This is a genomic window from Pseudomonas sp. Bout1 (assembly GCF_034314165.1).
Lineage (GTDB): Bacteria > Pseudomonadota > Gammaproteobacteria > Pseudomonadales > Pseudomonadaceae > Aquipseudomonas.
Genome location: NZ_JAVIWK010000002.1, coordinates 1 through 24,839, shown reverse-complemented (window position 1 = coordinate 24,839; position 24,839 = coordinate 1). Strand labels below are relative to the sequence as shown.

Below are 24,839 nucleotides of genomic sequence, written 5' to 3'. Positions count from 1 at the left end.
AGCAACCGGTAACGGTCGCGTTCGATTCAGCATTAGCCTGCACGTCCGATACCATCGCCCGGCTGGTTCCGTGGCGCTTTCTGTTTGCGCTCCAGTTCGCGCTGTTTAAGTGCTGCGTCAACCATTGTTGACCGAACGCGGTTCTGCTCCTTGCGTAAGGCCTCGCGCTCGCGCTGCAAGCTCAGGGAAGTGGTTTTGTCGTACCGTTTGGAAATCGCTTCGGGTAGTTTTTTGATGTTGTCCGCATAGATCCGTGCTTCGTGCCGCGCACGACTGATCGCGACATAGAACAGGTTTAGGGATGTGGTACGGCTCTCTGTGTTGATCGAAACCATTACCCGATCATTTGTGAGGCCCTGGGCGCTGTGAACGGTCGCCGCATATGCATGTTCAAGGTGCAAAGGTTTGTCGGTGGCCAGCTTCACCACGCGCTCTGGCTTTCCGTCCCGCTGCTTGACCGATTCCAAGTGAATAAAGCCAGTCTCAAGAGCCGTCACGCGCATACGGTCGCCATTGGTGATGTCCAGTGACGGATTGTTGCGGGTGATGCGAATCAGGTCGCCCGGTGACAGCTCAGGCTTTTCGGATTTGTAAACGCTGAGCTTCGTTGCCTTGCGGGGGTTGATCGTCAAGCGGGATCCGTCCGGAGCAGACAGCACTAATACATTACCGGGAAGCGCTTCTTTGACGGTATAGGTGTCGCCGCGTACCAAACCAGCCTTCTCGTAGTCTTTTTCGGGCTGGATGATCATGCCGGGCTGGAAGCTGGGAGCATATCGGCGCTCGGCCTGCGTCATGTCTACGCGATTGAGCGTCGCGTATTTGTGGCCATGGCCTTCAAATCCCAGCGCTTTACGAGCCATTCCGTTGATCTGTTTACGATCTTTGTTCGTACCGGCCACGATCAGCGCTCCAACCCTTTCCGGAGGCGTGAGCTTCATGTAGTCGGTAACAATTGCCTTATGCCGTGCTTCCGCTGACCGCAATTCTTCGACGTGCGCAATGTGTTGAACCGATTTGACCGTATTGCCATCTGCCGCGTACTCAACAGCACGTTTCAACTCTGGATCCTTCTGCCGCTGAATCTCCTTGATCCGTGCTGTTTGCATTCCGGCTTGCTGGAGCTGGGCAAATGGTTTGCCCGCCTCGATAGCCTCGGTTTGTTTCGTATCACCCAACTGAACGAGCCGAGCGCCTGATTTTTCAACGAGCCGCATGAGCTGTTCCATTTGCCGCGCTCCTAATACACCAGCCTCATCGAGCACGATGATGGTTTTGTCGTCGAGTTTCTTATCCTTGGTGTGGAAAAAGCTGGCCAAGGTGTGAGCGTCAAGCCCTTCGCCTTTGAGTGCTGCAACTTGGTTGCCATACGGTGCTAAGGCGAGGATACGAAAGCCGCCTTCTGGCTTACCGTTCACAACAGCCTGATTTACGGAATCAAGCAACTGAACAGCTCGATCAACAGAGTAAGTTTTGCCTGTACCCGCATCGCCCTGGATACCAACGAATCGATTGGTAGTGCTGACGATGCTTTCGACGGCTTCCCGCTGGCCAGTTGTCAGGGTCGTACCTTCAAGTGCTTGCCGGACCGCCTCAAGTGGCATGATCGGTGTGACCTGGCCACGTCCAGTCCGCTCGATGGCCAAGATCGCTTGTTCACGCTTCAAGCCCTTCTGTGTGGTGTATCGCTTGTCCGCCTCAATCAATGACCCGCGCTTGATTGCCGTGTCGACGTACTGCTGAGCTTGTTTATCAGTCCAGCCCTTGAGTTCCTGTAAGTGGTTTTTCCATCCTGCAGGTGACAGCACGGGCGAATCTTCACCGGCATCGCCCTTCGCCATTTTGAATGCCGGGGCTGACTCAATCAGTGTGCCTTGCTTCACAAGACGGTTGATTTCAGCCTCTACTTCATTTGGGCCAGCAAGGCCTACTGAGCGGCGCATTGCCACGGTGCGCAGCTCGTTTGACGATACGACCTGCTCACGCTCTGTTAGGTGGTTGATCGCGAACTGAACAACGGCCTGACCGGGCGTTATTCCATCAGGCAGCTCGGATTCAGCATGAATTTCGCCGGGGCGCATTGCTCCTGGTGAACCGGGAGTGGATTCGTCATATTCACGGCCATCAAGGCGGCTACGTGCGCCGTACTCGATCCCCAGTTCACGGCTTTTAGTCACCCAGTATTGTTTAACAAGGTCTTTATCGCGTTCGTCTTTCTTTGGCCGGGTAGCCAATGAAATGATCTGCTTTTCAAGGGTGGTCGCGTCAGCTCGGGTTTTACCGTCTTTGGCCAGCGCTTCCTCGATCACCTTGCTCCGGCTCGAAAACGCCTCGATCTGATCGCGTGAGATGTGGTTCAGCTCGAAGTTACCCTTACCGTCCAGTACCCGGATTTCATACCCCAGTTCGCGCAGCTCATGGGCAAGATGACCTTTGTACATGGCGTCAACTTCGTGTTGTACCTTGAAAATGTCGTCATTGAAGAGGGCACGCCATTTGCCATCGGCGCGTTGGGTCATGTTCATGACAACGGAATGCGTGTGTAGCTGCGGATCCTTGCCTCGGCTCATTTCATGCCGGAACTTACCGATCACCATATTTCCCGTGCGTTCGCGCAGGAATTTCCCCTTTTCCTTCCGGCGTGCCTGGGCAAGTTGTTCAACGTGCTTTAGCGCTTTGGTGACTGCCCGATCATGTGCCGCTGTGACTTCTTTGTCGCCGGCAACGAGCGCCTGCATCGATACAGACTTAGGCGCGGAAAAGGTCAGGTCTAACCCCATACGCCGCATGTTCGTTTCAGCGTTGAAGGTGGAGTGGATTTTTTCGCCGGTCGGCAGCTTGCCGTCCAACAACCTTGCCAATTCAGCCTGTTCAACGGGGCCGACAAGGCCGAGGCGTTCAGCGCCTTCACCTTGCCATTCACCCAAGTTTTCCTTGGCGTAGTAGTCGTCCGCGGCTGAAAAGTAATGCGCAGCCGCATATTGATTGTTGCCCCGGATTGGCGTCACATTGAGCATTAAACCCCCGTCATGCTACTTGGCCCGTGATCACAATCGCCTCATTGCGTTCCTTGTGTTTCACGTACGGCAACTTGATTCGAGACATGGGGAAGCTTTCACCGAATGACAAAAACGCCTCAAGGTCGTCGAGGTTCGAAATCTCCGAATCCATAACGACAAACTCCTTTTTGATTTCCTGCGCCCTATTTGTACTACCGGCATTGTGCGAAGTGCGCATGCGCTTCACCTCTTGCTGGCCAAGGACCTTCTGAGCCATCAGCGCCGTTTCAGCGTTGGATGCCGCCAAAATGACGTAATTTCGGAAGCAGGACAGCAGCGTTTTAGCCTCTTCAACGCCATAGCTTGTGTTGAGCTGCGACCAATCCTGAATGCTGCCAACCATGCGCAGGCCATGCTTTCGACCCTTAGTCGCGGCAGAAACGAACGATTCCAGCTTGCCAAGCGATTGCAGCTCATCGAGGTAGAGCCACAGCCGTTTGCCGGTCATTGGCTCATAGCTGAGGATGGTCGCGCAGATAGTGTCGATCCACATTGCAACCAATGGCTGCATGGTCGAGCGCATATCTTCCCGCCATGTGATGTACAGGTTCCCTGCGTCGGGATCGTGTACCCACTTGTGTAGCGAGAAGTCGCCCTTGCTCATGAACCGCAACGGACGGATGTATTTGTTCATCATGAACTGGATGCTGGCCACGGCCTTTTCGGCGTTGTCCCGGAAATACCCTTGCGAGTCGGTATTGGCCAGGAAAGCGCGAATAGTGTCGCCATCCTCACGCACAAGGATGTTCACCAACGTGTCTTGATTCGGGTTTCCGGTCTCCACCAGCTTGCGCATCGTGTCGGCCAGAACGTCGCGAGCGTAAGCGCACCACTGCTCATCGCCGGGATCTACTTGCGGAGGAATCACGGACTTGGCCATCCGATCGAAGTCGTGGATACCCTTGAGTTCATTGAAAAGGGTCCAGCCTGCCGATCGGGTATCGAAGGGGTTGAGAATGATGTCGCCCTTGAAACCGAACTTCGAATAAAACGTGCCGTTAGGATCTACAACAGCCATTTTATCGCCGCGCTTGAGCGAGGACGCCATCATGCCTTCCATGGTGACGGACTTACCTGCACCAATCGACGCACAAATCATCGTGTTCCGATCTTCCAGATGAAGAGGCATGGGTACACGCCCTATCATGATCGGATCGATCTTTTCCAACCCGTTTTTGTGCCGCTCCCGGTTGGTCTTTGCGTTGCGACTTTTGACCTTGGATTTTAGATGGTGCCAGTTGCGCATGCGGGTGCCGCGCAAGTGCTGCATGAATTTCTCGCCGCGAAAGCCATCGTCGCAATATTCGTTGAGGTAGTAGACCAATGCTCCGGCCACAACAGCAGACGCAACGGTTGTGCTGGCCATGATTGGGTTGTGCATTGTTTCGTGGAACGTTGCTTTCAATCCTTCGGGAAACGGAGTGAAAGGCATGTTGGCTAGATAGGCACCTGCGGCCCAGCCAGCTACCGGCAAGCCAATACCAGACACCATCGTGGCGCTATCAATTTCTTGTCTGTGCATTCAGTCGTCACCCGATAGACGTTCGAAGTCGGGGGCTAGATCTGGCAGCAATGCATCGATCACTTCGTGAGCTGCGCCGAGGGTGGCCAGCTCGGCGCGCAGTCCGTTCAATGTCCCTTGGGTGTGGCTTTTGCGCAGTAGATAGACCGCGACCGCCAACAGTGTTTGCTGCAAAGCTTGGTGTCGCTCGATGCTGTCGAGCTGGAAGCCGAACCGCTCAAGAGTGGCCCACTGATCGACGCCACCTTGCGAACGTTCTTCTTTCACCTGGTCAAAGAGGCGGGCGCGCACGTAGGTCGATATGTGCTTGTACCCGGCTAGTGCCGCGCCTTCTTCGAGCCGTTTGACCTGCTCATCATTGAGTCGGATAGGTAATGTCTTTCCCACGGTTTCCCCTCTTGGATGGTGCCGAAAACAGCCGTTTTTTCGAAGGTTCAGCGCACTCATGGTAGTGTATATCGCTTGTAATACGCAAAACACTAAACAATGCTGGGGAAAAATTGATAAATGTAATACAAGTGTATATCGCACCTCATAGGTGCTATGTGCTTGAAAGCCGCGCCCTTAGCGGCTCTGACCTACCGCAAGGGAGGTGCGTGTTGTGTATTGATATTTTGATCCTGTTAAGGAGCAAAAATCATGCTCTTAAAAGGGCGTAAAAGTGACTTAGGCCGAAGGCCGTAGTAGGTAGAGGACAGGAAGGGTGCAAGAAGACTACAGAATGACTACAAGAAAGGTTTAACTTGATTGCATTTAGGGGGCGAGTAGAATGCAGTAAAGAGGTAGGAAGGGTGCAAATAGGGTGCAATAATGGCAAAGGTCGATCTAGAGGCTGCGCTCAAGGCAGTTGAACCAGAAACCAAGGCAGCGCAGACGCGCAAAGTGATGCCAATAATCGAGGCCCAGCTAAAAGCTGGGGTGAGACGGCAGGCAATTTTGGACGTGCTCAAAGCTCAAGGAATTGAGATTAGCATGGAGACATTCAAGAGCTACCTGTATCGCTACAGGAAGTCGCTCAAGGAAGGAAAACAGCCAAACGCACCACGGCCAGCCGATGAGCAGAAGGCGACACGGGTAGAAACTGAACCCGCTTCTGTATCGTACGATATAGAGCCAGATACAGAAACAACGAACGCGGCACCAGGGCCGAGTGAGTTGAGCAAGATCATGAATCCTGGGGATGATGCGAACGCCTCGGAAATGGCCCGGTATGAAAATGCGGGCAAGCGACCACGGAGAAACACATGAAAGTTGCAGTCATGAATTTCAGCGGTAACACCGGCAAGACCACAGTTTCAGACCAGCTATTGTCGCCACGGATGAAAGCGCATCGGTACGCCATCGAGACGATCAACGCGGGCGCGTCTGACAACACAGCAGATATCGAGCGTTTGAAAGGTCGCCAGTTTGGCGAGCTGCAAGCGTGGCTGATGACCATCGACGACGCGGTAGTCGATGTCGGAGCTTCGAACGTCGAAGACTTCGTGAAATACATGGGCCAGTTCGCAGGTTCACATGAGGAATTTGATTATTTCTTGGTGCCAGCCGTGGCCGAAAAGAAGCAACAGGCCGACACCATCAACACGGTGAAAACGTTGGCTGCCCTTGGCGTCCCAGCAAAGCGGATCTTGGTCGTATTCAACAAAGTTGACATCGACGAAGCAGACGAACTGCCGGAGTTGTTCAGCGCCGTGTTCGGGTTTCACGCGCTAGAGAAAAAATTCACGCTTAAACCTGATGCGGTGATCTTCTCGAACGAAGTGTTCGAGCGTCTTCGAGCTTTGAAAAAGAACATTGCCGAAGTCGTAGAAGACACCACGGATTACCGTTCGCAATTGCGCACGGCGTCGAATGACGACGACAAGCAACACGCCGTCCGCATGGTGTCCGTTCAACGCCTCGCGAAGTCGGCCTGGCAAAACCTCGATGACGTGTATCGGGTGCTATTCGGCAAGGTGAAGTGAGGTAGCCATGGCAAGCAAAGACCCAACTACACAGCGCGAAGCGCTGGCGGTTCAGATGCTTGAAGAAATTGACGTCTTGGTGCGCAAGCTGGACGAAGTAAGCGGCGAGCTGCGAGCTAACTGCGAGCAAGCGGTTAGCGATGCTGCGGGCAAAGCCTTGCTGCATACGCAGATGAACTTTGAATCGGTGCTGGAGCGTGGCCAAGGCGAGCTGCTGCAAGCAGCCCGCGCCGCTGCGGCGAAACTCGGCAACGAGTTGAACCGTGGCGGTTCCTCGATGATTCTGGCCGCTGAGCAGATGAAGCGGCGTCTGTGGGTGCTGGCAGCGGTTGCGGTAGTCACGGCATTAGCCGCTGGCATCGGCGGCGGTTTTGTCGGTGCTCGTCTGGCGATGGGTATGTAAGGGGGTACGCCCCCTTTTTTCGGCTTTCTCATGTATCGTACGATACAGATGAAACTTTGTTTTCCCCCCACTTTAGGCCGCTGGTCGATCGGGCCAGGGGGCGATTCTCGCGTGCGAGAAAAGGACGGCTGATGATTAATCCGAGTGAAGAGTTGTACGAGGAAATCGCGGGGGCATACGCCTTTTTCAATGAGGTTTTGTTCGCTGGCCAGCTTCCGGGCTGCTTGTTCACGTTGCAGCGCAAAAGCAACACGTTCGGGTATTACTCGGAGTCGCGTTTCCTGCGCCGGAACGGCGATGGGAAAAGTGATGAGCTGGCTTTGAATCCGGCGTACTTCGCGCATCGACGTGTTGAGCAGACGCTATCGACGTTGGTGCATGAACAGGTTCATCAATGGCAAGCACACTTTGGAAAGCGCTCACGCGGCGGCTATCACAACGCCGAATGGGCAGACAAAATGGAATCCGTGGGGCTGATGCCGAGCCATACCGGCGAACCCGGAGGGAAGCGGCATGGCCAGCAGATGACGCACTACATAATCGAAGGCGGCCCCTTCGATGTGACATGTAAAGAGCTGATTACGCAGGGGCGAATGCTGTCGTGGATCGACATCGTAGCCAAACGTGTACCAATGAGCCTTGTCATGTATGGGCCAGACGGCGAGCCGGGAACCCCATCGCCGGAGGATCCAACGATTGACATCGCCGGGCTGACTTCTGCCGGTTTGATCCAGCCCGAACCGAGTAAGGATGACCCCAAAAACAAACGCAAATATATGTGTCCGAGCTGCCGCCTAAATGTGTGGGGCAAGCCGGGGCTAAGCGGCAAACTCGCGTGTGTTGAATGCGAGGTGAAATTCATCGACTCGAAAGACTTCGTTGAAGTTGATCCCGCCGAAGATGACACCGAGGCAAAACCGGCGCCGGTGACGGAGGGCTGATTAGCCCAGTCTGTCAGGCTTTCGGATCCGGCCTGTGCAAGTCGCCCTGGTGGCGGCGCGCAGGTCGCTTGCGACCGGAGGCATTAAGTCTGCGGATCTAAGGGGGGCACCCCTTTGGTCGTCGAAGACATCGAGCCGCCCCGGGAAGCGCACGCAAAATCATCGAGCGAGCGAGGCCCGCAAGAGGCCAAGAGCGAGCGGTGCGGCTGTCCACGGATCGTGGCGGCTGTTTGCCCGAGCGCAGGGTGATTTCCTGAGCCTGGCACTGACCTTGATCGCTGAGCGGTGCGGTGCCCGCACGGGTGCGGACCGGGGGGATTTTCCCATGTATCGTACGATAGAGTTTTTGGTAGTACGTCCCCTTTTGCAAGCGGAGCGCGCAGCCCGTTCACGGGCGAAGGCGTGAGGATGGAAGCCCGTAGGACCAAGACCCGGCGCGCTCTTGGCCGGGGCTTGGTTCACGACAGCCGTACCTCGAAGGGGGCACGCCCTGGAACACATGCAACCCATCGAGCCAGACCAGAAAAACCCGCCGAAGCGGGCGATCTACGTTGAAATCTGAGCAAGTAGCAGGGCAGTTACACAACAGATTTCAATAGGAAACGCGGAATTACTCGATGACCCTCAGCAATTCCCGAGCGAAAACACAGCAAACCTCATCGCCAGTCTCAGTGTTCAATAAGGCCAGAGCGTGCGGCCAGTCTTCTAGATCCGGCTCATAGCAACCGCTGCTATCCGTCAACAACAGGTGATGGCCATCGGCAAGGTCAAGCCGCCACCCGTCTCGACGCTTTCAAAGCCGTAGGCTTCGATCGGATTAACCTGGTGCTGGCCGCAAGCCGAGAAAAACGGATTGCGAATGACCTGGCCCGCGTGGGTGAACGTTAATTTTTTCATACCACCTCCAGCAGAAGCGACGGGATCTGCCCCGCCGCGTGATCAGGTCAAAGGGTGAACGGCGCGGCGGCGTAGCCGTCGAGCTGAGCGATGGCTTGGGCGCCCATCGAGCGAATTTCATATGCTGCGGTGTTGTAGAAGTAACCACCAAATTCGCTAGCGTGAGACTCGTAGAACTCGATCAGCTTGAGTGCCTGCAAAGCTGTCGGAATGACTTGGCCAGCGACCAAAACGCAAGGCGGCTCATCAATGCCGGGTTCGTCCATGTTTACTTCGTTGTACGCGTCCACATTCGTGGATTTGAGGCAATCAGCGATGCGCTGTGCCTCCGTTCGCTGTTCGGGCGCGTGCCAGTTCTCGCCTAATGCGAATGCGACTAGGGCGGTGATGTGGGTGTCGCTGACGATGGTTACGCTCATGATGTCCTTCCTTCGCAGAACCCCGGCGCGGTTGCCGCCGCTGATGCCGAGGTTATTGGGTTTATCGCGGGTTACATTCGAAACAAGTGCAGGCCATGCCTTCTTGCTTGAGCTGGCCACCCCGAGCATATGCCTCGGGGTAGGCCGTATGACTGACGCGATTTTCGGTGTAGATCCGCATGGCGGTCTTGGTGTCGCCGTGGTATCCGGCGAGCTTGATTAGGGCAATTGCAGCATTGCGGGTCATGTTCATGGCCTTTGCAGGGGGAGCGGCTAACCGCTCCCGGTCTGGTTTAGGCGGTCGCTACTTGCGCCGCGAGAAGTTTCGGCGCAGCTGCACGAACGGTGGCAACTGCATCGGCGTGCGACATGGTGTATTCAGCCGAGAAACGGAAACAGTGACGACCGAGGCGAACATAGATCCGGGTGATTCGACCGTTTGTGCGTTCGCTCATTTTGAATGAAGAGGCGTCGCAGTCATGAACCCAGCCCATGGGCGGGAGCATGTTGAGCGCGTCGTCATAGGCTTCTGCATCGATCAGGATGGGGGCCGCTTTGCTGAGGGCTTCGATCTTGGCGACAGCTTCATCACTGGTGATGATTTCCATGCCCGGATAACGGCCGGCGAGCTTTTCAAGGTTGGCCCCGCACTGGTCAACCCATTCGCCGGAGGCTGATTTTTCCGCGTAGGCCCAAACCCAGTGTTGTCCCGGCTGATAGAAAACTTGCTCGATTGTAGTCGTCATGATGTTGCCTCTTTCGCAGATGGCCCCGGAGCGGTTGCCGCCGCGTGTTCCGGGGTGTCGAGGCAGTATTGCTTCGACGTGGTTATTATCTCAAATCACTTCGAATACGTCAACCATTTGTAAAATCTAATATTACTAACATTTTCTCTCGTGCGAGAATTTCCACACTCGCTGGCCCTTAATTGGCTAATCTCGCCAGTCCGGGGAAACCCGGCCTACGCTCGTGCATTCAATGGCTAGGCCGTTATTTTCGGGTGCTGGAAGGTCTAGCGCTCCTTTCTCCTTGGCCTCGATCAACAATTCCCCGAACAAGGTTTGCAGGTCTTCGACGTCGAACGAATCGGAGTATTCCAGCAAGGCTGGTGATAGCTACGACAGGCATAAAATCCCCTCATTGCAGCAATGCCCCAGCTGGCCGGGGCACTGGTGATTACTCCTGGTCGCGTCGTACTTCATCCATGCATTCGCTTTCGGCCTGCTCTGCTTCTGCGATTGCCTCATCATCAACCTTGATCCGGCTAACCCACAGCGCCTGTTGAAACGCGAGCTTATCTGCGCCTTCGAGCTTATCCAGCTCATTACGAAGACCGCGCAGCAAGATGGCCTCGTACAACTCAAAGTAACAGCCACAGCAACGGCTAGCTTCCTTCTGGTGAGCGTCGATCACTGCTGCGGGATCATAGTCGGATACGGGGGCATCGCCTTTAGGGCGACCATTCCAGAAGGCGAAAAGGTCATTATGGGAAAGGCAGTTTTCAACGCTGGTGATCTGAGCTGCACTAGCCATGGTGTATCTCCTTCGCAGATTTACTGGAGCGGTTGCCGCCGCTTTGCCCAGTGTCGAGGCTGATTGCTTCGACGGTTTTAGTGTCTCATTTGCCCTGCATTCTGTCAACTGTTTGTACAATCACATTGTACAAATAGTCTCTGACTGAGTGTGATTTATACGCTACAATGCACCTATGAAAACGATCAAACAGACCGCGACGTTTCGCACTTGGGAAAGCAAACTCAAAGACAGGACTGCAAAGGCCGCGATTGCCGCTCGGGTCATCCGGGTAGCAAACGGACTGATGGGGGATGTCTCCCCAGTTGGCCAAGGCGTTAGCGAGTTGCGTATTCACTATGGGCCGGGGTATCGGGTGTATTTTCAGCAACGCGGCGATGAGCTGGTGATTTTGCTGTGTGGAGGCGACAAGGCCACGCAATCCCGCGACATTGAAACGGCCAAAATCCTTGCAAAAGATTGGAGCGACAATGAATGAACGAGCCACTTTATGACTATGACCCAGCGGCGGCGCTGGTTGATTCTGAAACCATTGCCGTTTTCATGGCTGACGCCTTTGAATCTGGTGATGCGGGCCACATCGCTAAAGCGCTCGGCATAGTTGCCAGAGCCAAGGGTATGACCGAAATTGCCAAGGAATCCGGCCTGTCCCGCGAAATGCTCTATCGGTCATTCAGCGAGAAAGGGAACCCCACGCTGAAAACCATGCTGGCCGTGATGCGCGCCGTTGGTGTGGACATGACAGCACGTCAGCACGCGCCTTCCTGATCAAGTTTTTAGCCGGTGTGCTTGACGCCGCTGGCTTTCTGATCTGCTCCGAATGCCGAGCGTTAGAGCGGGAAACAAATCCTTTTAACAGCGCTCGCGCAGCGAGCCTCAAAACCCCTTCGCATTGGAGCGCGCTGCCGGTGGTGGATCTGCTCGTCGGCTTCGGTTGGTCGCGGTAAGCCCGTTCTATCCAGAGACGGGCCGCGTGCAAGGTGTCGTGGAATACCGGAGGGCAGTTTCATCGCCCGAGGATATGCCGCGAAAGCACCTTGCAGGCAAGGCACAGCGGCGGATAGAACATCGGGGCGTTCGCTACCAAACGATGACGGCGGGCTACCTGGTCACTCGCGGAGTGCGGGCAAACCGTCCTGCAGGACGGTGCGCAGGTCGCTTGCGACCGGAGGCAAGCGGAGCGCGCAGCCCGTTTACGGGCGAAGGCGTGAGGATGGAAGCCCGAAGGGCCAAGACCCGGCGCGCTCTTGGCCGGGGCTTGGTTCACGACAGCCGCTGAGGCGTAGCCGAACACGCCAATGCATCATTAAAGGGGAAGCCATTTATGAAGCCATGCGTGATTGGGGTTTGGGGAGCAATGGAACCAAAAACCAACGTAAGCCCGACTAGCTCCGTTCAGAGCCCTCTTCCCAGGCATCCGACTCGATAAAACCATTGCGCAACTTGACCACCCATTGGCGCCGTTATTGACCAGCCGGCTGCATTCTTGACCAGTTATTTGCATTCGGAGTGACCAGGAGGGGGGCAATAGAGAAAACGGAAAAAATCGTACGCTAAGGCCAAGCGTGTTTTGCTAATGAACTGTGCTAGCAGACAAAACCAGCGGCTAGCACAACATCGATTACTTGCATTGCGACACCCAGTACGAATTGCACGGTACTCCAGTTGTTTTGGGCAGCTATAAAATCGAATTTCGTTATCGAAGTTCGATTATTATGGATTAATCTGTGGAAAATCAGGTAGGCCAACGCATGACTAATACCTCCACCGATGACCGCAGCCCATGGTCGGTTTTTCTTATTTTTCTACGACTTGGATTGACCTCCTTCGGCGGCCCCATCGTGCACTTAGGCTATTTCCGTGACGAGTTCGTCACACGACGGCGCTGGTTGTCTGAACGCAGCTATGCTGATTTAGTGGCGCTGTGCCAATTTCTTCCAGGCCCAGCAAGCAGCCAGGTCGGCATAGCGTTGGGGCTATCACGGGCTGGATATAGCGGGGCGCTGGCTGCTTGGACAGGCTTTACGCTGCCTTCGGCCGTAGCTTTAATCCTGTTCGCGCTGGGCATTTCCAACTATGGGGATTCCGTTTCGCCGGGCGCGTTGCATGGCCTAAAAGTGGTGGCCGTTGCCGTAGTCGCCCAAGCGGTATGGGGCATGGCGCGCAACCTGTGTACGGATGGGCTGAGAGTCACAATAATGGCGATTGCCGCCTGTGCTGTCCTGCTCGTACCGTCCGCGTGGGGGCAGGTTGGTGTGATTGCTGCCGCAGGCATCATAGGCCGACTATTGTTCAAGCCAGCACATACTGTTGAGCACGACCCACTACCTATCACGGTCAGTCACCGGGCCGGCGCACTTTGGCTATCGTTATTTTTTGCCCTGCTGATTGGCCTACCGATCTTGGCAAAATTGCTGCCAAGTCCAACGATGGTGGTAGTGGACGCCTTCTATCGTGTGGGGTCACTAGTGTTCGGTGGTGGCCACGTTGTGTTGCCGCTGCTGCAAGCCGAAGTGGTGTCCTCCGGCTGGGTCAGTAATGAATCCTTCCTCGCGGGGTACGGGGCGGCTCAAGCGGTGCCCGGCCCATTGTTCACATTCGCCGCGTTCCTTGGTGCTTCGATGAGCACCGCTCCCTCTGGCTGGGTCGGCGGTATTGTGTGCCTACTGGCTATCTTCGCACCCTCTTTTCTGCTGGTTGTGGGAGCCATGCCATTTTGGGAGCGTCTGCGTCGCAATACAGGCATGCAAGCCGCGCTGGCTGGGGTCAATGCGGCGGTGGTTGGCCTGCTGCTGGCCGCGTTCTATCACCCTGTATGGACTAGCGCCATATTTCAGCCGCAAGACTTTGTCTTGGCCCTGGTCGCCCTTGTCGCACTGATGTTCTGGAAGCTCCCGCCGTGGCTAGTTGTCGTCGGCAGCGGTGCAGCGGGTTGGCTGTTGAGTATCGCGCTGTGAGGCACGAAAAATGACAGATAAAGACCTGTACGGCGGGTTGATCCGCCTGCACATACTTCACCATGCAGCCGAGAAGCCCGTCTTCGGACTGGGAATCATCGAAGAACTGCAACGACACGGCTACGAGCTGAGCGCCGGGACGGTATACCCAATGCTGCACGGGCTGGAAAAGAAGGGCTATTTGACCTCACGCCACGAACGCACCGGGCGACGTGAACGGCGTGTCTATGAGATCACTGAGCAAGGCCAAGTTGCGCTGGTCGAGGCACGTGCAAAGGTTAAGGAACTGTTCGGCGAGTTGATCGAAGGTTGCTGAGTTTACGGCTTCAACTCGGCGTCAGGCGGTTCACTGGCACCGCGTCAGACTAGGGCCGCTTTCTGCATTTTCTGACGCCAAGGCGTCAATCTCTATGGCCTCAACCTGACAGGCCGAATGCTTAGCGTACGATTTTTTCCGATTTCTCTATCGACCCCAGGAGGATCTGAATTGATCTCTCCACCATGTGTACACTGCCTGACAGCGGAGTTCGTCGCGGTTTAATCTAGAAAGACTTGCCCTAGGGAGATCAGCACGGCTGGAAGAACTGACCCAAACGAGGCAGCAGGTCGCATTTGACGATATCTTCACTGTATACTTTATCGCTCAGCCATACCTCTTGAGCTACAGGAACACCAGCATGACTGTACTCCAAACGATCTACTGGCAGCCTACGCCGCCTTAGCGCTACGCCCCCTCGCAACATCTCGCTTCCGCTAGTTTCGCTCGCGGTCGCGTACTGCTGTATGCCCGGTTTTTACACCCAAGGCACACAGCCAAATAATCCTCACAACTTGAATTCGTATCGACGCGCTCGCCATCTGCCTGGTGTGCGTGTGGTGCATTGCCTTGGATATTCTGATGCTGCAATCGCTCAAACAAACGTGGTTTTCCAACGTCCGTGGAGACGTGCTCGCGGGGATCGTGGTCGCGCTCGCGCTGATCCCGGAGGCCATTGCTTTCTCTATCATTGCCGGCGTCGACCCCAAGGTCGGTCTCTACGCCTCCTTCTGTATCTGTGCTGTCATCGCCTTCGTCGGCGGTCGACCCGGCATGATCTCGGCAGCTACCGGTGCGATGGCACTGCTGATGGTCACCCTGGTAAAAGATCACGGGCTTCAGTATTTGCTGGCAGCCACCTTGCTCTGCGGGGCGCTTCAAATCCTCGCTGGATACCTGAAACTGGGCTCTCTGATGCGCTTTGTTTCGCGCTCGGTAGTCACAGGCTTTGTGAATGCATTGGCGATTCTGATTTTCATGGCGCAGTTACCTGAATTGACCAACGTGACCTGGCACGTTTACGCCATGACCGTAGTGGGCCTCGGAATAATCTATCTGTTTCCGTATGTACCGAAGATCGGCAAGCTGATTCCCTCGCCGCTGGTGTGCATCCTGGCCCTGACGGCCATTGCTATTTACCTCGGTCTGGATATCCGCACTGTGGGTGACATGGGCGAACTGCCGGACACGCTGCCGATTTTCCTGTGGCCTGAAGTCCCGCTGAACGTTGAAACTCTGCGCATCATCTTCCCGTACTCAGCCGCCTTGGCCGTAGTAGGTCTGCTTGAGTCCATGATGACCGCGACCATCGTCGACGATTTGACCGATACCACCAGCAACAAAAACCGTGAATGCAAGGGTCAAGGCATTGCCAACATCGCTGCCGGGATGCTCGGCGGTATGGCAGGCTGCGCCATGATCGGCCAGTCGATCATCAACGTGAAATCCGGTGGACGTACCCGTCTCTCCACATTGTGCGCGGGCATTTTCTTGCTGCTGATGGTCGTTTTCCTCGGCGAATGGCTCTCCAAGATCCCGATGGCTGCATTGGTTGCTGTGATGATCATGGTATCCATCGGCACCTTTAGCTGGGATTCCTTGCGCAATCTGAAAGAGCACCCACTGTCGACCAACCTCGTCATGGTCGCGACCGTTGTGGTGGTCGTGGCAACGCATAATCTGGCTTACGGCGTGTTGGTCGGCGTACTGCTGGCTTCGTTGTTCTTTGCGAACAAGGTCGGACATTACCTCGATATCAAGAGCAGTCTTGAAGAGACGGAGTCGCATCGGACTTACCGCGTGGTAGGCCAGGTGTTCTTCAGCTCGGCAGACAAGTTCACCGAAGTTTTTGACTTCAAGGAAGCGCTCAACAAGGTCACCATCGATCTGACACAGGCGCATTTCTGGGATATCACCGCCGTCGCCGCGCTGGATAAAGTGGTAATCAAGTTCCGTCGCGAGGGCGCCGAGGTTGAAGTGCTGGGTCTAAATGAGGCCAGCGCCACAATCGTTGACCGCTTTGGCGTGCATGACAAACCTGGCGCCATCGACAAGCTCATGAGCCACTAAGGAGATCGACAATGACCCACGTAATGGCATGTATTGATAACTCACAATCCTCATTGGCGGTCTGCGACTACGCAGCATGGGCGTCGCAGCGACTCAACGCGCCTCTTACCTTGCTTCACGTATTGGATGAAGAGAAATACCCAGCAGCAGCTGACCTAAGTGGAAATATTGGTCTCGGCAGTCGAGAGCATCTGCTGGAGGAGCTGGCTACATTGGATGCCCAACGCGCCAGACTCGCTCTGGAACAGGGCCAACACATGCTGGAAAAGGCCAGGGAGCGAACGGTCATTTCCGGCGCTGCGTTTCCTGAGCTGAAGCAGCGCCACGGACACTTGGTAGAAAGTCTGAGCGACCTTCAGGAGGATATTCGACTGTTGGTGATAGGAAGAGTGGGTGAAGACAACTCACGCAACGCGCACAGCCTTGGCAGCCAGATAGAAGCTGTAGTGCGAACAATTCACCGGCCTATCCTGATCACAGCCAACAGCTATAAAAAGCCCGAAAAGGTGATGCTCGCATTTGACGGCAGCTCCACAGCCTACAAAACCATCCAAATGTTTGCCGCCAGTTCGCTTTGCAAAGACTTGCCCATTCATCTTGTTACGGTCGGTGCAGATTCGGTGAGCAATCACGAGGCACTGGGAAAAGCACAAAGCATGCTTCTCTCGGCTGGCTTCCTAGTCCAAGCTGAAATCAGACAAGGTGAGGTGGAGTCGGCTCTGCACGATTATCAGACAGAGCACGGCATTGATCTGCTGGTCATGGGTGCCTATGGGCATTCACGCATCAGGCAGTTTTTGGTAGGAAGCACGACTACGACGATGCTTCGAACAGCCACCATGCCTGTATTGCTGCTGCGCTGAGATAACTCTCTAAGCCACAGTGTTTCTACTTATTGAGAAATGCTGTGGTCAATCCCATCTAAGCTATCTGACAACATAGCCCACTGAGTTCGACCTGCGCACCTAAATATCGTCGTCTGGATTACGCAGTGGCCGTAGCTCACCTCGGGCGACCTCTTCTGGTACCGCGAAGGAGTACCGTCCCAACATATTGATGTGCTCGAAGATCAGCGGCGACAAACGAGCCAGGTCTTCGTCCTGTACCGGGTAGCCGTGCTGCTTTAACCGCTCCACGGCAGCCGTCATGTAGAGGGTATTCCATAGCACAATGATATTTACCACCAGGCCCAGGGCACCGAGTTGATCCTCCTGGCCTTCTCGGTAGCGCTGGCGAAGCTCGCCTCGTTTGCCATGGAACACGGCGCGAGCCAGGCTGTGTCGGCCTTCGCCGCGATTCAGTTGGGTCAGGGTGGCGCGGCGCTTGGACTCATCATCAATGTAGGTCAACGTATGCAGGGTTTTCTCGATCCGTCCGAACTCTGCCAACGCCTGGGCCAGACGGGTCGGACGATCTCCCGTTTGTAGGGTGCGCATGATGCCTGTCGCCGGCACTCGGCCAAGTTTGAGTGAGCCAGCCAAACGCAACAGGTCATCCCAGTGCTCGGCGATCAGGTCGAGCTTGACTGACTGGCGAGCAAGTCCGTTGAGCTTGCCGTAATCCGCGTCCGGGCGGGTGCGCCAGAAGCGGGTACCGCCGACATCAGCCAGGCGCGGGCAGAAGTGATAACCGAGCAGACGGAATAACCCGAACACCACATCGCTGTAAGCACCGGTATCGGTCATGATTTGTGTGGGCTGCAATTCGGTCTGTTGTTCCAGCACAACCGCGAGCAATACTAGGCTGTCGCGCAGGGTGCCGGGCACCGTAATGGCGTTAAGACCGGAAAACTGGTCGGAGATCAGGTTGTACCAGGTGACGCCCCGGCCGGTACCGAAATACTTCGGGTTAGGGCCGGCATGTACGGTACGCACAGGTACGACAAAACGCATGCCATCGGCGGAGGCCACCTCGCCGCCGCCCCAGACCTGAGCCAGCTCCAGTTGACTCTGCGCAGCCACCAAAATGGCATTGGCTGCCGACAGGGTATCGTCACGGAGATAGTTCTGGCTCACCCAGGACAGCCGGTCACGGCGCAGCGCTTGGTTGTCGTTGCGAGTCAAGGGCTCCAGGCCGGTGTTACAGGCTCCTCCCAAGAGCACTGCGCACAAACTCGTCACCAAGTTGTCGGCCCGCGCATTGCGTTCGGACACATGGGTGAAGGCTTCAGTGAAGCCGGTACGAGCGGCGATTTCTAACAGGATTTCCGGCAAATCGACACGCGGCATCAAGTCGGCCACGGCTGCACGCAGTTGCAGCAACGAGTTGGGCTCTTCCAGCTTCTCCAGCGCTCCGAGGGACAGCTCGGTTTTGCCCTCTGTATTCTCACTCAACTGGATCGCAGGATTGTCGGGCAGGCGAGCGGCGACTGCGTACCAAGTCGCATCCAGCTCGGCAGACAAGGCGTCCAAGGTGGTTTTGGCGTTCACAGTCAGGCCCAGTGAGCGACAGATGATCGGTCGCGCCGACAGCCATTCTGCACCATCGAGCAGACCGATACGCGGGTCGGCATAGCGCCAACTGGGTGCAACAAAGACATCGCGGCGGCGTAGGGCCGTGCGTAGTGCATCAAGCGTGCAGAAGACATAGGCGCCCATGTCGAGGGAGCCATCTTCGCGAGTGATGTGGTTCTGCCAAGCCTTGGCCACGATCTCCTGCGGCACGTCATCCTCCGGCTTCCTGCGAGGCAAGTTCAGTTGCAACCAGTCCAAACTAGCCGCCACACCCTTACCCGCCGGGCTGAAGCCGAAGCGAATATGTTTCAATAAGTCAGGAAGGAAACGGCGCACGCTGCGGTAGCGCTCCTCCAGAGCGAGGTAAAACACATCGTTGGCCGGACGGATCAACGCATTGACCTCTTCCAGGGCTTTCTCCAGCGTGACACGTGGCAGGTCGTTGAACAGCCGGGCACGGACATTGTCATCGCTGATCGAGCTATCCAGCACGACCTTGCACGCAGCGGCGAGCATTGCCGCCGAGCGATCCAGGTCTTTTAGACTACGCAACCGAGCCTTCTTGTCAGCCTTCTCTGCGTTGTTGAAGATATCACGCAGTAGCGCTTCCAGAACTTCCAGAGCATCGTCGTGCGCACTGGCTTCCAAGGAAACCGCGAATGCCACCAACGTCGCCAACCGGCGCGACGCCGGCAGTCGATTGATGGCCGTGACCTTCGCGGTGTTGGCAAAGCGAGCCAGGGCGGCAATGCGGCTGGGAGGGATATGCGCAGCTGCCGGTAAGGCGATACCCAACCCGCGTACATCATCCAGCCGACGCAGCGCCCGAACCAGTGCAGGGCCACTGACCATCACCGGGCCGGAGCGTAGTTGATCCAGTCGGGAACTACGGTTGCCTTCGGCCACCAGAAGCAAGTCTTGTAGGTGCTGTCTTTGCTCCTCGGTCACGCTGCGGCCCAAGGTGTACCAGAGGCGTTCTTCAACCCGGCTACGCAGTTGGGCAATGAAGCGCTCTAACTGGGAAATTCCGGGCAATAGGACTTTCTGTGTGAGCAGCCATGAGGTAGCTCGTTCGAACAGCACGCCAGGACGATCAGTACCAGTCCAGCAAAGGGCATACAGCCATCGGCTCAAACGAAAGCCGATGCCTGGGTCAGTAAAGTGGCGATAGCCATAGCGCTCTTGAATATCGGCCGCATGTATCCAGCGACGATGATCGCTATAACGTACAAGACAGTCAGGGTCGGCGATTGCCAATTGCCGACAAAGCACAAGCAGGACTTCCACCGGCACAGCCGTGGGTTTGTCCGGCAAAACACCGACGAAGCGAACGGTAGTCAGCAGAACGGCATAGCCCAAGCGGTTATGGTTGCCCCGTAGTACCTGGACGGCTTCACGGTCTTCATCGCTCAGGTGGAAGTAGCGCTCCAGTTCATCACGGCTGGGCGCATCGATGTAGCGACCAAAGCCGTCGCGTTGCTCCTGAGTCAGAAAACCAACCGGCATCGATCACAGTACCTCGGCGCAGAACACGGCGGGGGTGACAATCCGCGTGCGTTCGATATGTCCGCGCTGCAAGAGGCCTGCGCGTCGATCACCGGTTACTAGGTAGTCCGCATTGCCCGCCAAAGCCATGGCCAGCAGAAAAGAGTCATCCGGATCATCGGCTTCAACCTCAATGGTCAACCGCTCCAATACCACGGCGCGTTGCAGGTTATTGATCATGGCCCCCACTTTGGCAGGCTGAAGGATGGCCTGAAGCTTGGGGTAACGACTGGCGCGACGAATTTCGTCGAGCTGTGCCCGTGAAGTCACCACCTCGAAGCGAGCTGAACGCCAGGCCCGATAGATCGCATCAGGAGACCCATGCGGTGAGATCAGCGCACTGAACAGAATGTTGGTATCCAATACAACCCGCATCAGCGCTTACGCGCCCAGTCGAGCGCTTCTTCAACCGCTTCGGTCAGTTCGGCCTCACTCAGATGGGCATTGGAAACCTTGGCCTGTTCGGCGCTCAGCTCCAGGATGTGTGCCCGCACCGCTTCTTCGATGAAGCGCGACAGGTCGCCCTTACGGCCACCGCCTTGGCTGGCCAGAAACATGCGAAGCGATTGGTCGGTGTCGGTGGAGACGGCGACGTTCCAGCGAGTGGTATTCATGACTTTTTCCAATGTTAGGTGTTTATGTGTTTATACACTCGATCCTCACTGCGCCGCAACGGTTCGATAAAACCCTCGTTTTATAGAACTTTAACGGAAGACCTGCCCAGCTCCGAGTTAGCCCATATTATGGTTTTAAATACTGGTATCGTTAATCAAGGTTCTATTTTCAATTTCTCTGTTGAGTAAACGGTACTTTTGATGAAAATTGGCTATGCGCGGGTGAGTACTCGGGATCAGAACGCCGACCTCCAGATCGATGCTCTGACAAAGGCAGGGTGCGAGCGGATCTATCAAGACGTTGCCAGCGGCTCAAAAAGCGCACGTCCGGAACTGGACAAATTATTGGTTCATGTACGGGCCGGTGATGCTGTGGTGATTTGGAAGCTGGATCGTCTAGGGCGCTCGCTCAAGCACCTGGTCGAACTGGTCGGTGAATTGGCCGCTCGTAACGTTGGCCTGCAAAGTCTGAATGACCCCATCGATACCACCCACGCGCAAGGCCGCTTTGTGTTCAACCTGTTCGCTTCATTGGCAGAGTTCGAACGTGAGTTGATTCGTGAGCGCACACAGGCAGGCTTGTCCGCTGCACGGTCACGTGGTCGAGTCGGTGGCCGCCCGAAGGGGCTGCCCGCTCAGGCGGAAGCGACCGCTATGGCCGCAGAAACGCTGTACCGAGAGGGTCGGTTAAGTGTGAGCGCCATTGGCAAGAAACTGCACATTTCCAAAAGCACGCTTTACCGCTACCTCCGGCATCGCGGCATAACGATCGGCGTACCCGCAAAAATCACCCAGCATCTCAACATCACGGTCCCACCGGCAGTGGACAATGCCGAACGGATCGCGACGGTCATATTGCGCCTGGCCGTCGAGAACAACAGCAAGTTCGTGCGTGGTAAAAAACGGGCACTGGAGAATATCGAGCGTTACTGCCTGGAACCTTACGGCATGAAGCTGCTTGAGTCGGGCAACTACGCGCTGAGCATTCCCTATCGCAACGATGAGGCACTGGATAAGACGGTACATGATCTGCTGACCGAGATCAGCCAAGAGGCCGAGATGCGTAATTGCTTTATCGAGGCGGATGCCTGGGAAGAGGGCTCTGAGCGGAGGTGGTAGGGCTTATGTTGGTTTTTGGTTCCATTGCTCCCCAAACCCCTGATTCACCGGAATGCAAGCCCGTGCCGCGACACAGCCTGATTTCCCCTCCGAATCAACAACCGCAGTATGCCCCTCAAGAATATAAGCGGGACCGCTGACGTTATGTCGCTCCGGATCTGCGTCGGGGAAAGGAACGTAATCGACCTGTTCCCCTGGCAGAACATGGGAATACCAAAGCGTAATTTCCCGTTGAGCCAATCGGTTTTGGCTCAAGCTCCATTTCCGATAATCAGCAGATTCATCACAGGCCGGGCATGTCCAAATGTAGGTGACCTTCTCATCTTCATCCGGCGTTTTCCGTTGCTTCAAATCGGCTTCTTGCGACGTGGCAAAGCAGACCGGGCAAATGGCCGTGCCCGATTGGGGAAGATCCCAGCTTGTAACCGCTGCTCTTCATCGACAGCGGCGGTTAAGTTTCTTGAAAACTCTTTAATGCTCTGTAGCTCATGCGTGTTGATGTAGCTGAGGTTCTGCCAGATGCCAACGGGTGATCGCTCAAGATCGTCCAGTAGATCCTCTAACGTGTCCTCGGAATTGATTTCCGGGTCCGGGGTATTGAGATGCGGTTCCATGGCTAGACCTTCCCCTTGTGTTGTTAGTTGGGGTGAATAGAGAAAACGGAAATTTTCGTAAGCTAAGTGCTCTGTCAAGTCATAGAGCTGAGATGTACGGACTGCTAACCGCGCAGGTCACTCGGCAACAGTAACCCTTGAGGATGTCATGAAGCGCTATGCTTGGCGGATTGAATTTGACCGCGCGGCGGAGCGAGCTGGGCAAGCTTGATCCACGTGCCAAGCATCCTGCTATTTCTGCATGAGCGGATGTCCACTCCAGAAGATCGCGCAGTATTGGCGAAGCTTAAAAGGCTCCCGGCTAGGAAATTTTTGGAAATATCAAGTCGGTGACTACCGTCTCATCAGCAGCACCGAGGACGGTGCGTTGCGCTTGCGTTTCGCCTCGGCAGTTACTGGCCTATAGTGGCTCTGGCCGATGCAGCGCAAATCCCTGGCCGTAGTCAACACCTATTTCTAGCAATAGGGGCAACAACTCGGGAAATTCAACCGACTCGGCGACCGTTAAGATATTCATCACGCGTGCGACGTTCACAACGGCTTCTACGATAGAGGCACCTGCCGGATGGGTCAGAATTCCTTTGATAAACTCACCGTCTATTTTGACGTACTGAACAGGCAGTTGCTGAAGATAAGAAAAGGAAGACATGCCGCTGCCAAAATCATCCAGCGCAAAGCTGAACCCTTGCTCGACTAGCTGTTGGATTATTTGGGCCGTGTGCGCCAAGCTTGAGATGGCCGCTGTTTCTGTCACTTCGAAGCATACCTGGCAAGGTCGCACATCAACGTAGTCAGCTAGCATCCGTGCAATGTATGCAGAAAACCCTGGGGTACTTAAGGTAATGCCCGATACATTAATGAAATAGCGGGTTTTGGCGCGTTGATGTGCCGACAAACTCTGCAATTTCGAGAACGCTTTGCGAATAATATGGCGATCCAGTTCGTCGATAAGCCCAAAACGTTCGGCTGCCGGAATAAACGACCCGGGGTAAATTAAATTACCTTGGGTGTCCAACAAACGGGCCAGTATTTCACGACACTCGACAGCATCGTGCTGCTGCACCAGCATGGCGGTGAAGGTTTGCCCATGCAGCACGACTCGATCATCCCTGATGCAATCCTTGATATGGCTGACCCAGTCCATGTCACGCTGCCGCTCAGTGATTTCCAGATCGTCGGCGTAGCTAATCTGGACACGGTTGCGGCCCTTTTCCTTGGCTAGAAAGCAAGCGATATCGGCTAGACTCAAAGCCTCACTGAATGGAAGGAACTGAAGAGTACCAAATCCCACAAGACCGACGCTGAGGGTCACGCTATAGCGACGCTCGTTCCATAAAAAAGGAATGTCACTAATTTTTCCGCGCAACGTGTGCGCTAGCTCTATGGCATCTGTTACTGCGCAGTCACGCAGGATCAAGGCAAACTCGTCGCCGCCTAGACGCGCCAGCAGATCGGTATGTCTGACATGTTGCTGTAAAATTGCAGCCACTTGCCGCAACAATGCATCGCCCGCGGCATGGCCACCACGATCATTGATGATCTTGAAATGGTCCAGATCCATGTACAACAAGGCGTGGGGACCAGGAAGCCCTTCCAGTTCGCGACTTTTTTTATCAAACTCTCGACGGTTGTACAGCCCCGTCAAAGAATCGTGAGCAGCCTGGTAGGAAACTTCCTGCGCGAGTTCATATGCTTCAGTGACGTCGTTGCCTTGGACAAATATTCCGGATATCTGACCGCTAGGATCTCGAATAGGTTGGTAGATCAGGTCGATATAGCACTGCGCCAATGGACCATCCACCACACATTGTAATTGGATCGGCAGAGCGCGCCCTATGAAAGGTTCGCCCGTAGCAAAGACGTGGTCTAGCTTGTCCAGATAGCCCTGCTCGATTACTTCGGGGAGAACGTCAGATAGCGCGCTGCCCAGAATCTGACGGTGACCAATAAGCTGATAGTAAGCGTCGTTTGCCAGCTCAAAGATGTGCTGCTGGCCGCGCAGTACACAAATGAACCCGGGTGTTTGCTGAAAAAGTAGGCGTAGGTGTTCATTTCCCTCATCTTTAATCGTTTGTGCGCTCATAGATTCGTGACCTTGTGGTATCAATTATCGAAATTATTATGACAATTGAAGGTATTCTTTAGCTGCTTTTTTTGGCGAGACCAGCGCCAACTTGATGTCCGACAAACACGTTAAAGCAGTGTGATCGCGCCGCCAGAGCCCGCGCGTTGCGATGGCCGATCCAGCCCAACGTCTGAATTGCTGGTATCCAATTCCATTTCAGAGCCCTCCCAAATGCCTGACCGGTGAAACTTGCCATGGTTCAACCGGCGAGCAACCAACCAGATCCGAAGCGCCATGCAGAGCCAGCGCGCCTGGCCTGCGGCCAGGCGTTGCGCGCAGCCTGCGGAG

The 24,839-nt window shown here is 55.4% G+C and carries 26 protein-coding genes; 11 read left to right on the top strand and 15 right to left on the bottom strand.

From position 1 onward, the window contains the following. Positions 1-32: 32 nt before the first annotated feature. From mobF to RGV33_RS32890, 3 genes are read right to left on the bottom strand one after another with little or no spacing between them, the layout of a single operon-like run. The gene (gene mobF / locus RGV33_RS32900) at positions 33-3,017 is read right to left on the bottom strand and encodes a MobF family relaxase (RefSeq protein WP_322148814.1); all 2,985 of its coding nucleotides are present in this window, start codon (positions 3,015-3,017) and stop codon (positions 33-35) included. Positions 3,018-3,027: 10 nt separating this feature from the next. After that, positions 3,028-4,581, bottom strand: coding sequence for a type IV secretion system DNA-binding domain-containing protein (locus RGV33_RS32895; RefSeq protein ID WP_322148813.1), 1,554 nt, complete (start codon positions 4,579-4,581; stop codon positions 3,028-3,030). Further along, positions 4,582-5,028 carry a hypothetical protein gene (locus tag RGV33_RS32890; protein WP_322148812.1) on the bottom strand — a complete coding sequence of 149 codons (447 nt, stop codon included), beginning with the start codon at positions 5,026-5,028 and terminating at the stop codon, positions 4,582-4,584. Between the two features lie 363 nt (positions 5,029-5,391). Between RGV33_RS32890 and RGV33_RS32885 the strand changes: the two genes are divergently transcribed. The 4 genes from RGV33_RS32885 (at position 5,392) to RGV33_RS32870 (ending at position 7,889) form a co-directional block, all read left to right on the top strand. Further along, entirely contained in the window at positions 5,392-5,829 is a 438-nt protein-coding gene (locus tag RGV33_RS32885; protein ID WP_322148811.1) for a hypothetical protein, read from the top strand. Then, positions 5,826-6,545: a StbB family protein gene (gene stbB, locus RGV33_RS32880; protein ID WP_322148809.1), complete on the top strand. Its 720-nt coding sequence runs from the start codon at positions 5,826-5,828 to the stop codon at positions 6,543-6,545. Before RGV33_RS32885 ends, stbB begins: the two co-directional genes overlap by 4 nt. A gap of 7 nt (positions 6,546-6,552) precedes the next feature. Next, positions 6,553-6,948, top strand: a complete 396-nt coding sequence (locus RGV33_RS32875) for a hypothetical protein (protein WP_322148808.1) — start codon at positions 6,553-6,555, stop codon at positions 6,946-6,948. Positions 6,949-7,079: 131 nt separating this feature from the next. Further along, on the top strand, positions 7,080-7,889 hold the full coding sequence (locus RGV33_RS32870) for a SprT-like domain-containing protein (protein WP_322148807.1): 810 nt from the start codon (positions 7,080-7,082) through the stop codon (positions 7,887-7,889). Positions 7,890-8,627: 738 nt separating this feature from the next. On the opposite strand, the gene RGV33_RS32865 is transcribed toward RGV33_RS32870, so the two are convergent. The 5 genes from RGV33_RS32865 to RGV33_RS32845 form a co-directional block, all read right to left on the bottom strand. Then, the gene (locus tag RGV33_RS32865; RefSeq protein WP_322148806.1) at positions 8,628-8,786 is read right to left on the bottom strand and encodes a hypothetical protein; all 159 of its coding nucleotides are present in this window, start codon (positions 8,784-8,786) and stop codon (positions 8,628-8,630) included. A 47-nt stretch (positions 8,787-8,833) separates the two neighbouring features. After that, positions 8,834-9,205 carry a hypothetical protein gene (locus RGV33_RS32860; RefSeq protein ID WP_322148805.1) on the bottom strand — a complete coding sequence of 124 codons (372 nt, stop codon included), beginning with the start codon at positions 9,203-9,205 and terminating at the stop codon, positions 8,834-8,836. 61 nt (positions 9,206-9,266) lie between these two features. After that, complete coding sequence (locus tag RGV33_RS32855; RefSeq protein ID WP_322148804.1) at positions 9,267-9,452, bottom strand: hypothetical protein; 186 nt, start codon at positions 9,450-9,452, stop codon at positions 9,267-9,269. 46 nt (positions 9,453-9,498) lie between these two features. Beyond that, positions 9,499-9,951 carry a hypothetical protein gene (locus RGV33_RS32850; protein WP_322148803.1) on the bottom strand — a complete coding sequence of 151 codons (453 nt, stop codon included), beginning with the start codon at positions 9,949-9,951 and terminating at the stop codon, positions 9,499-9,501. A gap of 430 nt (positions 9,952-10,381) precedes the next feature. Beyond that, positions 10,382-10,738: a hypothetical protein gene (locus RGV33_RS32845; protein WP_322148801.1), complete on the bottom strand. Its 357-nt coding sequence runs from the start codon at positions 10,736-10,738 to the stop codon at positions 10,382-10,384. A 175-nt stretch (positions 10,739-10,913) separates the two neighbouring features. On the opposite strand from RGV33_RS32845, the gene RGV33_RS32840 reads away from it, so the two are divergent. The 6 genes from RGV33_RS32840 (at position 10,914) to RGV33_RS32815 (ending at position 16,944) form a co-directional block, all read left to right on the top strand. Continuing rightward, complete coding sequence (locus tag RGV33_RS32840) at positions 10,914-11,216, top strand: type II toxin-antitoxin system RelE/ParE family toxin (protein WP_322148800.1); 303 nt, start codon at positions 10,914-10,916, stop codon at positions 11,214-11,216. Beyond that, positions 11,213-11,506: an addiction module antidote protein gene (locus tag RGV33_RS32835; RefSeq protein ID WP_322148798.1), complete on the top strand. Its 294-nt coding sequence runs from the start codon at positions 11,213-11,215 to the stop codon at positions 11,504-11,506. The genes RGV33_RS32840 and RGV33_RS32835 overlap by 4 nt, the downstream gene beginning before the upstream one ends. Positions 11,507-12,489: 983 nt before the next feature. Further along, the gene (gene chrA / locus RGV33_RS32830) at positions 12,490-13,695 is read left to right on the top strand and encodes a chromate efflux transporter (protein WP_017735062.1); all 1,206 of its coding nucleotides are present in this window, start codon (positions 12,490-12,492) and stop codon (positions 13,693-13,695) included. Between the two features lie 10 nt (positions 13,696-13,705). Then, positions 13,706-14,011, top strand: coding sequence for a PadR family transcriptional regulator (locus RGV33_RS32825; RefSeq protein ID WP_017335982.1), 306 nt, complete (start codon positions 13,706-13,708; stop codon positions 14,009-14,011). A 582-nt stretch (positions 14,012-14,593) separates the two neighbouring features. After that, a complete protein-coding gene (locus RGV33_RS32820; RefSeq protein ID WP_017735063.1) occupies positions 14,594-16,081 on the top strand; it encodes a SulP family inorganic anion transporter in 1,488 nt (495 codons plus the stop codon). 11 nt (positions 16,082-16,092) lie between these two features. Beyond that, positions 16,093-16,944: a universal stress protein gene (locus RGV33_RS32815; RefSeq protein WP_017735064.1), complete on the top strand. Its 852-nt coding sequence runs from the start codon at positions 16,093-16,095 to the stop codon at positions 16,942-16,944. A 102-nt stretch (positions 16,945-17,046) separates the two neighbouring features. On the opposite strand, the gene RGV33_RS32810 is transcribed toward RGV33_RS32815, so the two are convergent. From RGV33_RS32810 to RGV33_RS32800, 3 genes are read right to left on the bottom strand one after another with little or no spacing between them, the layout of a single operon-like run. Continuing rightward, entirely contained in the window at positions 17,047-20,040 is a 2,994-nt protein-coding gene (locus tag RGV33_RS32810; protein ID WP_024015052.1) for a Tn3 family transposase, read from the bottom strand. Positions 20,041-20,043: 3 nt separating this feature from the next. After that, positions 20,044-20,454 carry a putative toxin-antitoxin system toxin component, PIN family gene (locus RGV33_RS32805; protein ID WP_017335986.1) on the bottom strand — a complete coding sequence of 137 codons (411 nt, stop codon included), beginning with the start codon at positions 20,452-20,454 and terminating at the stop codon, positions 20,044-20,046. Next, positions 20,454-20,693, bottom strand: coding sequence for a ribbon-helix-helix domain-containing protein (locus RGV33_RS32800; protein ID WP_017335987.1), 240 nt, complete (start codon positions 20,691-20,693; stop codon positions 20,454-20,456). Before RGV33_RS32800 ends, RGV33_RS32805 begins: the two co-directional genes overlap by 1 nt. A 201-nt stretch (positions 20,694-20,894) precedes the next feature. Here RGV33_RS32800 and RGV33_RS32795 point away from each other — a divergent pair, with 201 nt between their 5' ends. Next, a complete protein-coding gene (locus tag RGV33_RS32795; protein WP_017335988.1) occupies positions 20,895-21,812 on the top strand; it encodes a recombinase family protein in 918 nt (305 codons plus the stop codon). Positions 21,813-21,815: 3 nt separating this feature from the next. Here RGV33_RS32795 and RGV33_RS32790 read toward each other — a convergent pair whose 3' ends face one another. From RGV33_RS32790 to RGV33_RS32775, 4 genes are all read right to left on the bottom strand, one after another. After that, entirely contained in the window at positions 21,816-22,163 is a 348-nt protein-coding gene (locus RGV33_RS32790; protein ID WP_322148794.1) for a hypothetical protein, read from the bottom strand. Then, a complete protein-coding gene (locus RGV33_RS32785; protein WP_322148793.1) occupies positions 22,160-22,426 on the bottom strand; it encodes a hypothetical protein in 267 nt (88 codons plus the stop codon). Before RGV33_RS32785 ends, RGV33_RS32790 begins: the two co-directional genes overlap by 4 nt. A 400-nt stretch (positions 22,427-22,826) precedes the next feature. Then, positions 22,827-24,509 (bottom strand): EAL domain-containing protein, encoded by a 1,683-nt coding sequence (locus RGV33_RS32780; protein ID WP_322148791.1) that lies wholly within the window; start codon positions 24,507-24,509, stop codon positions 22,827-22,829. 110 nt (positions 24,510-24,619) lie between these two features. Then, positions 24,620-24,839, bottom strand: a 220-nt coding sequence (locus RGV33_RS32775; RefSeq protein WP_322148789.1) for a hypothetical protein, incomplete at its 5' end; no start/stop codon positions are given.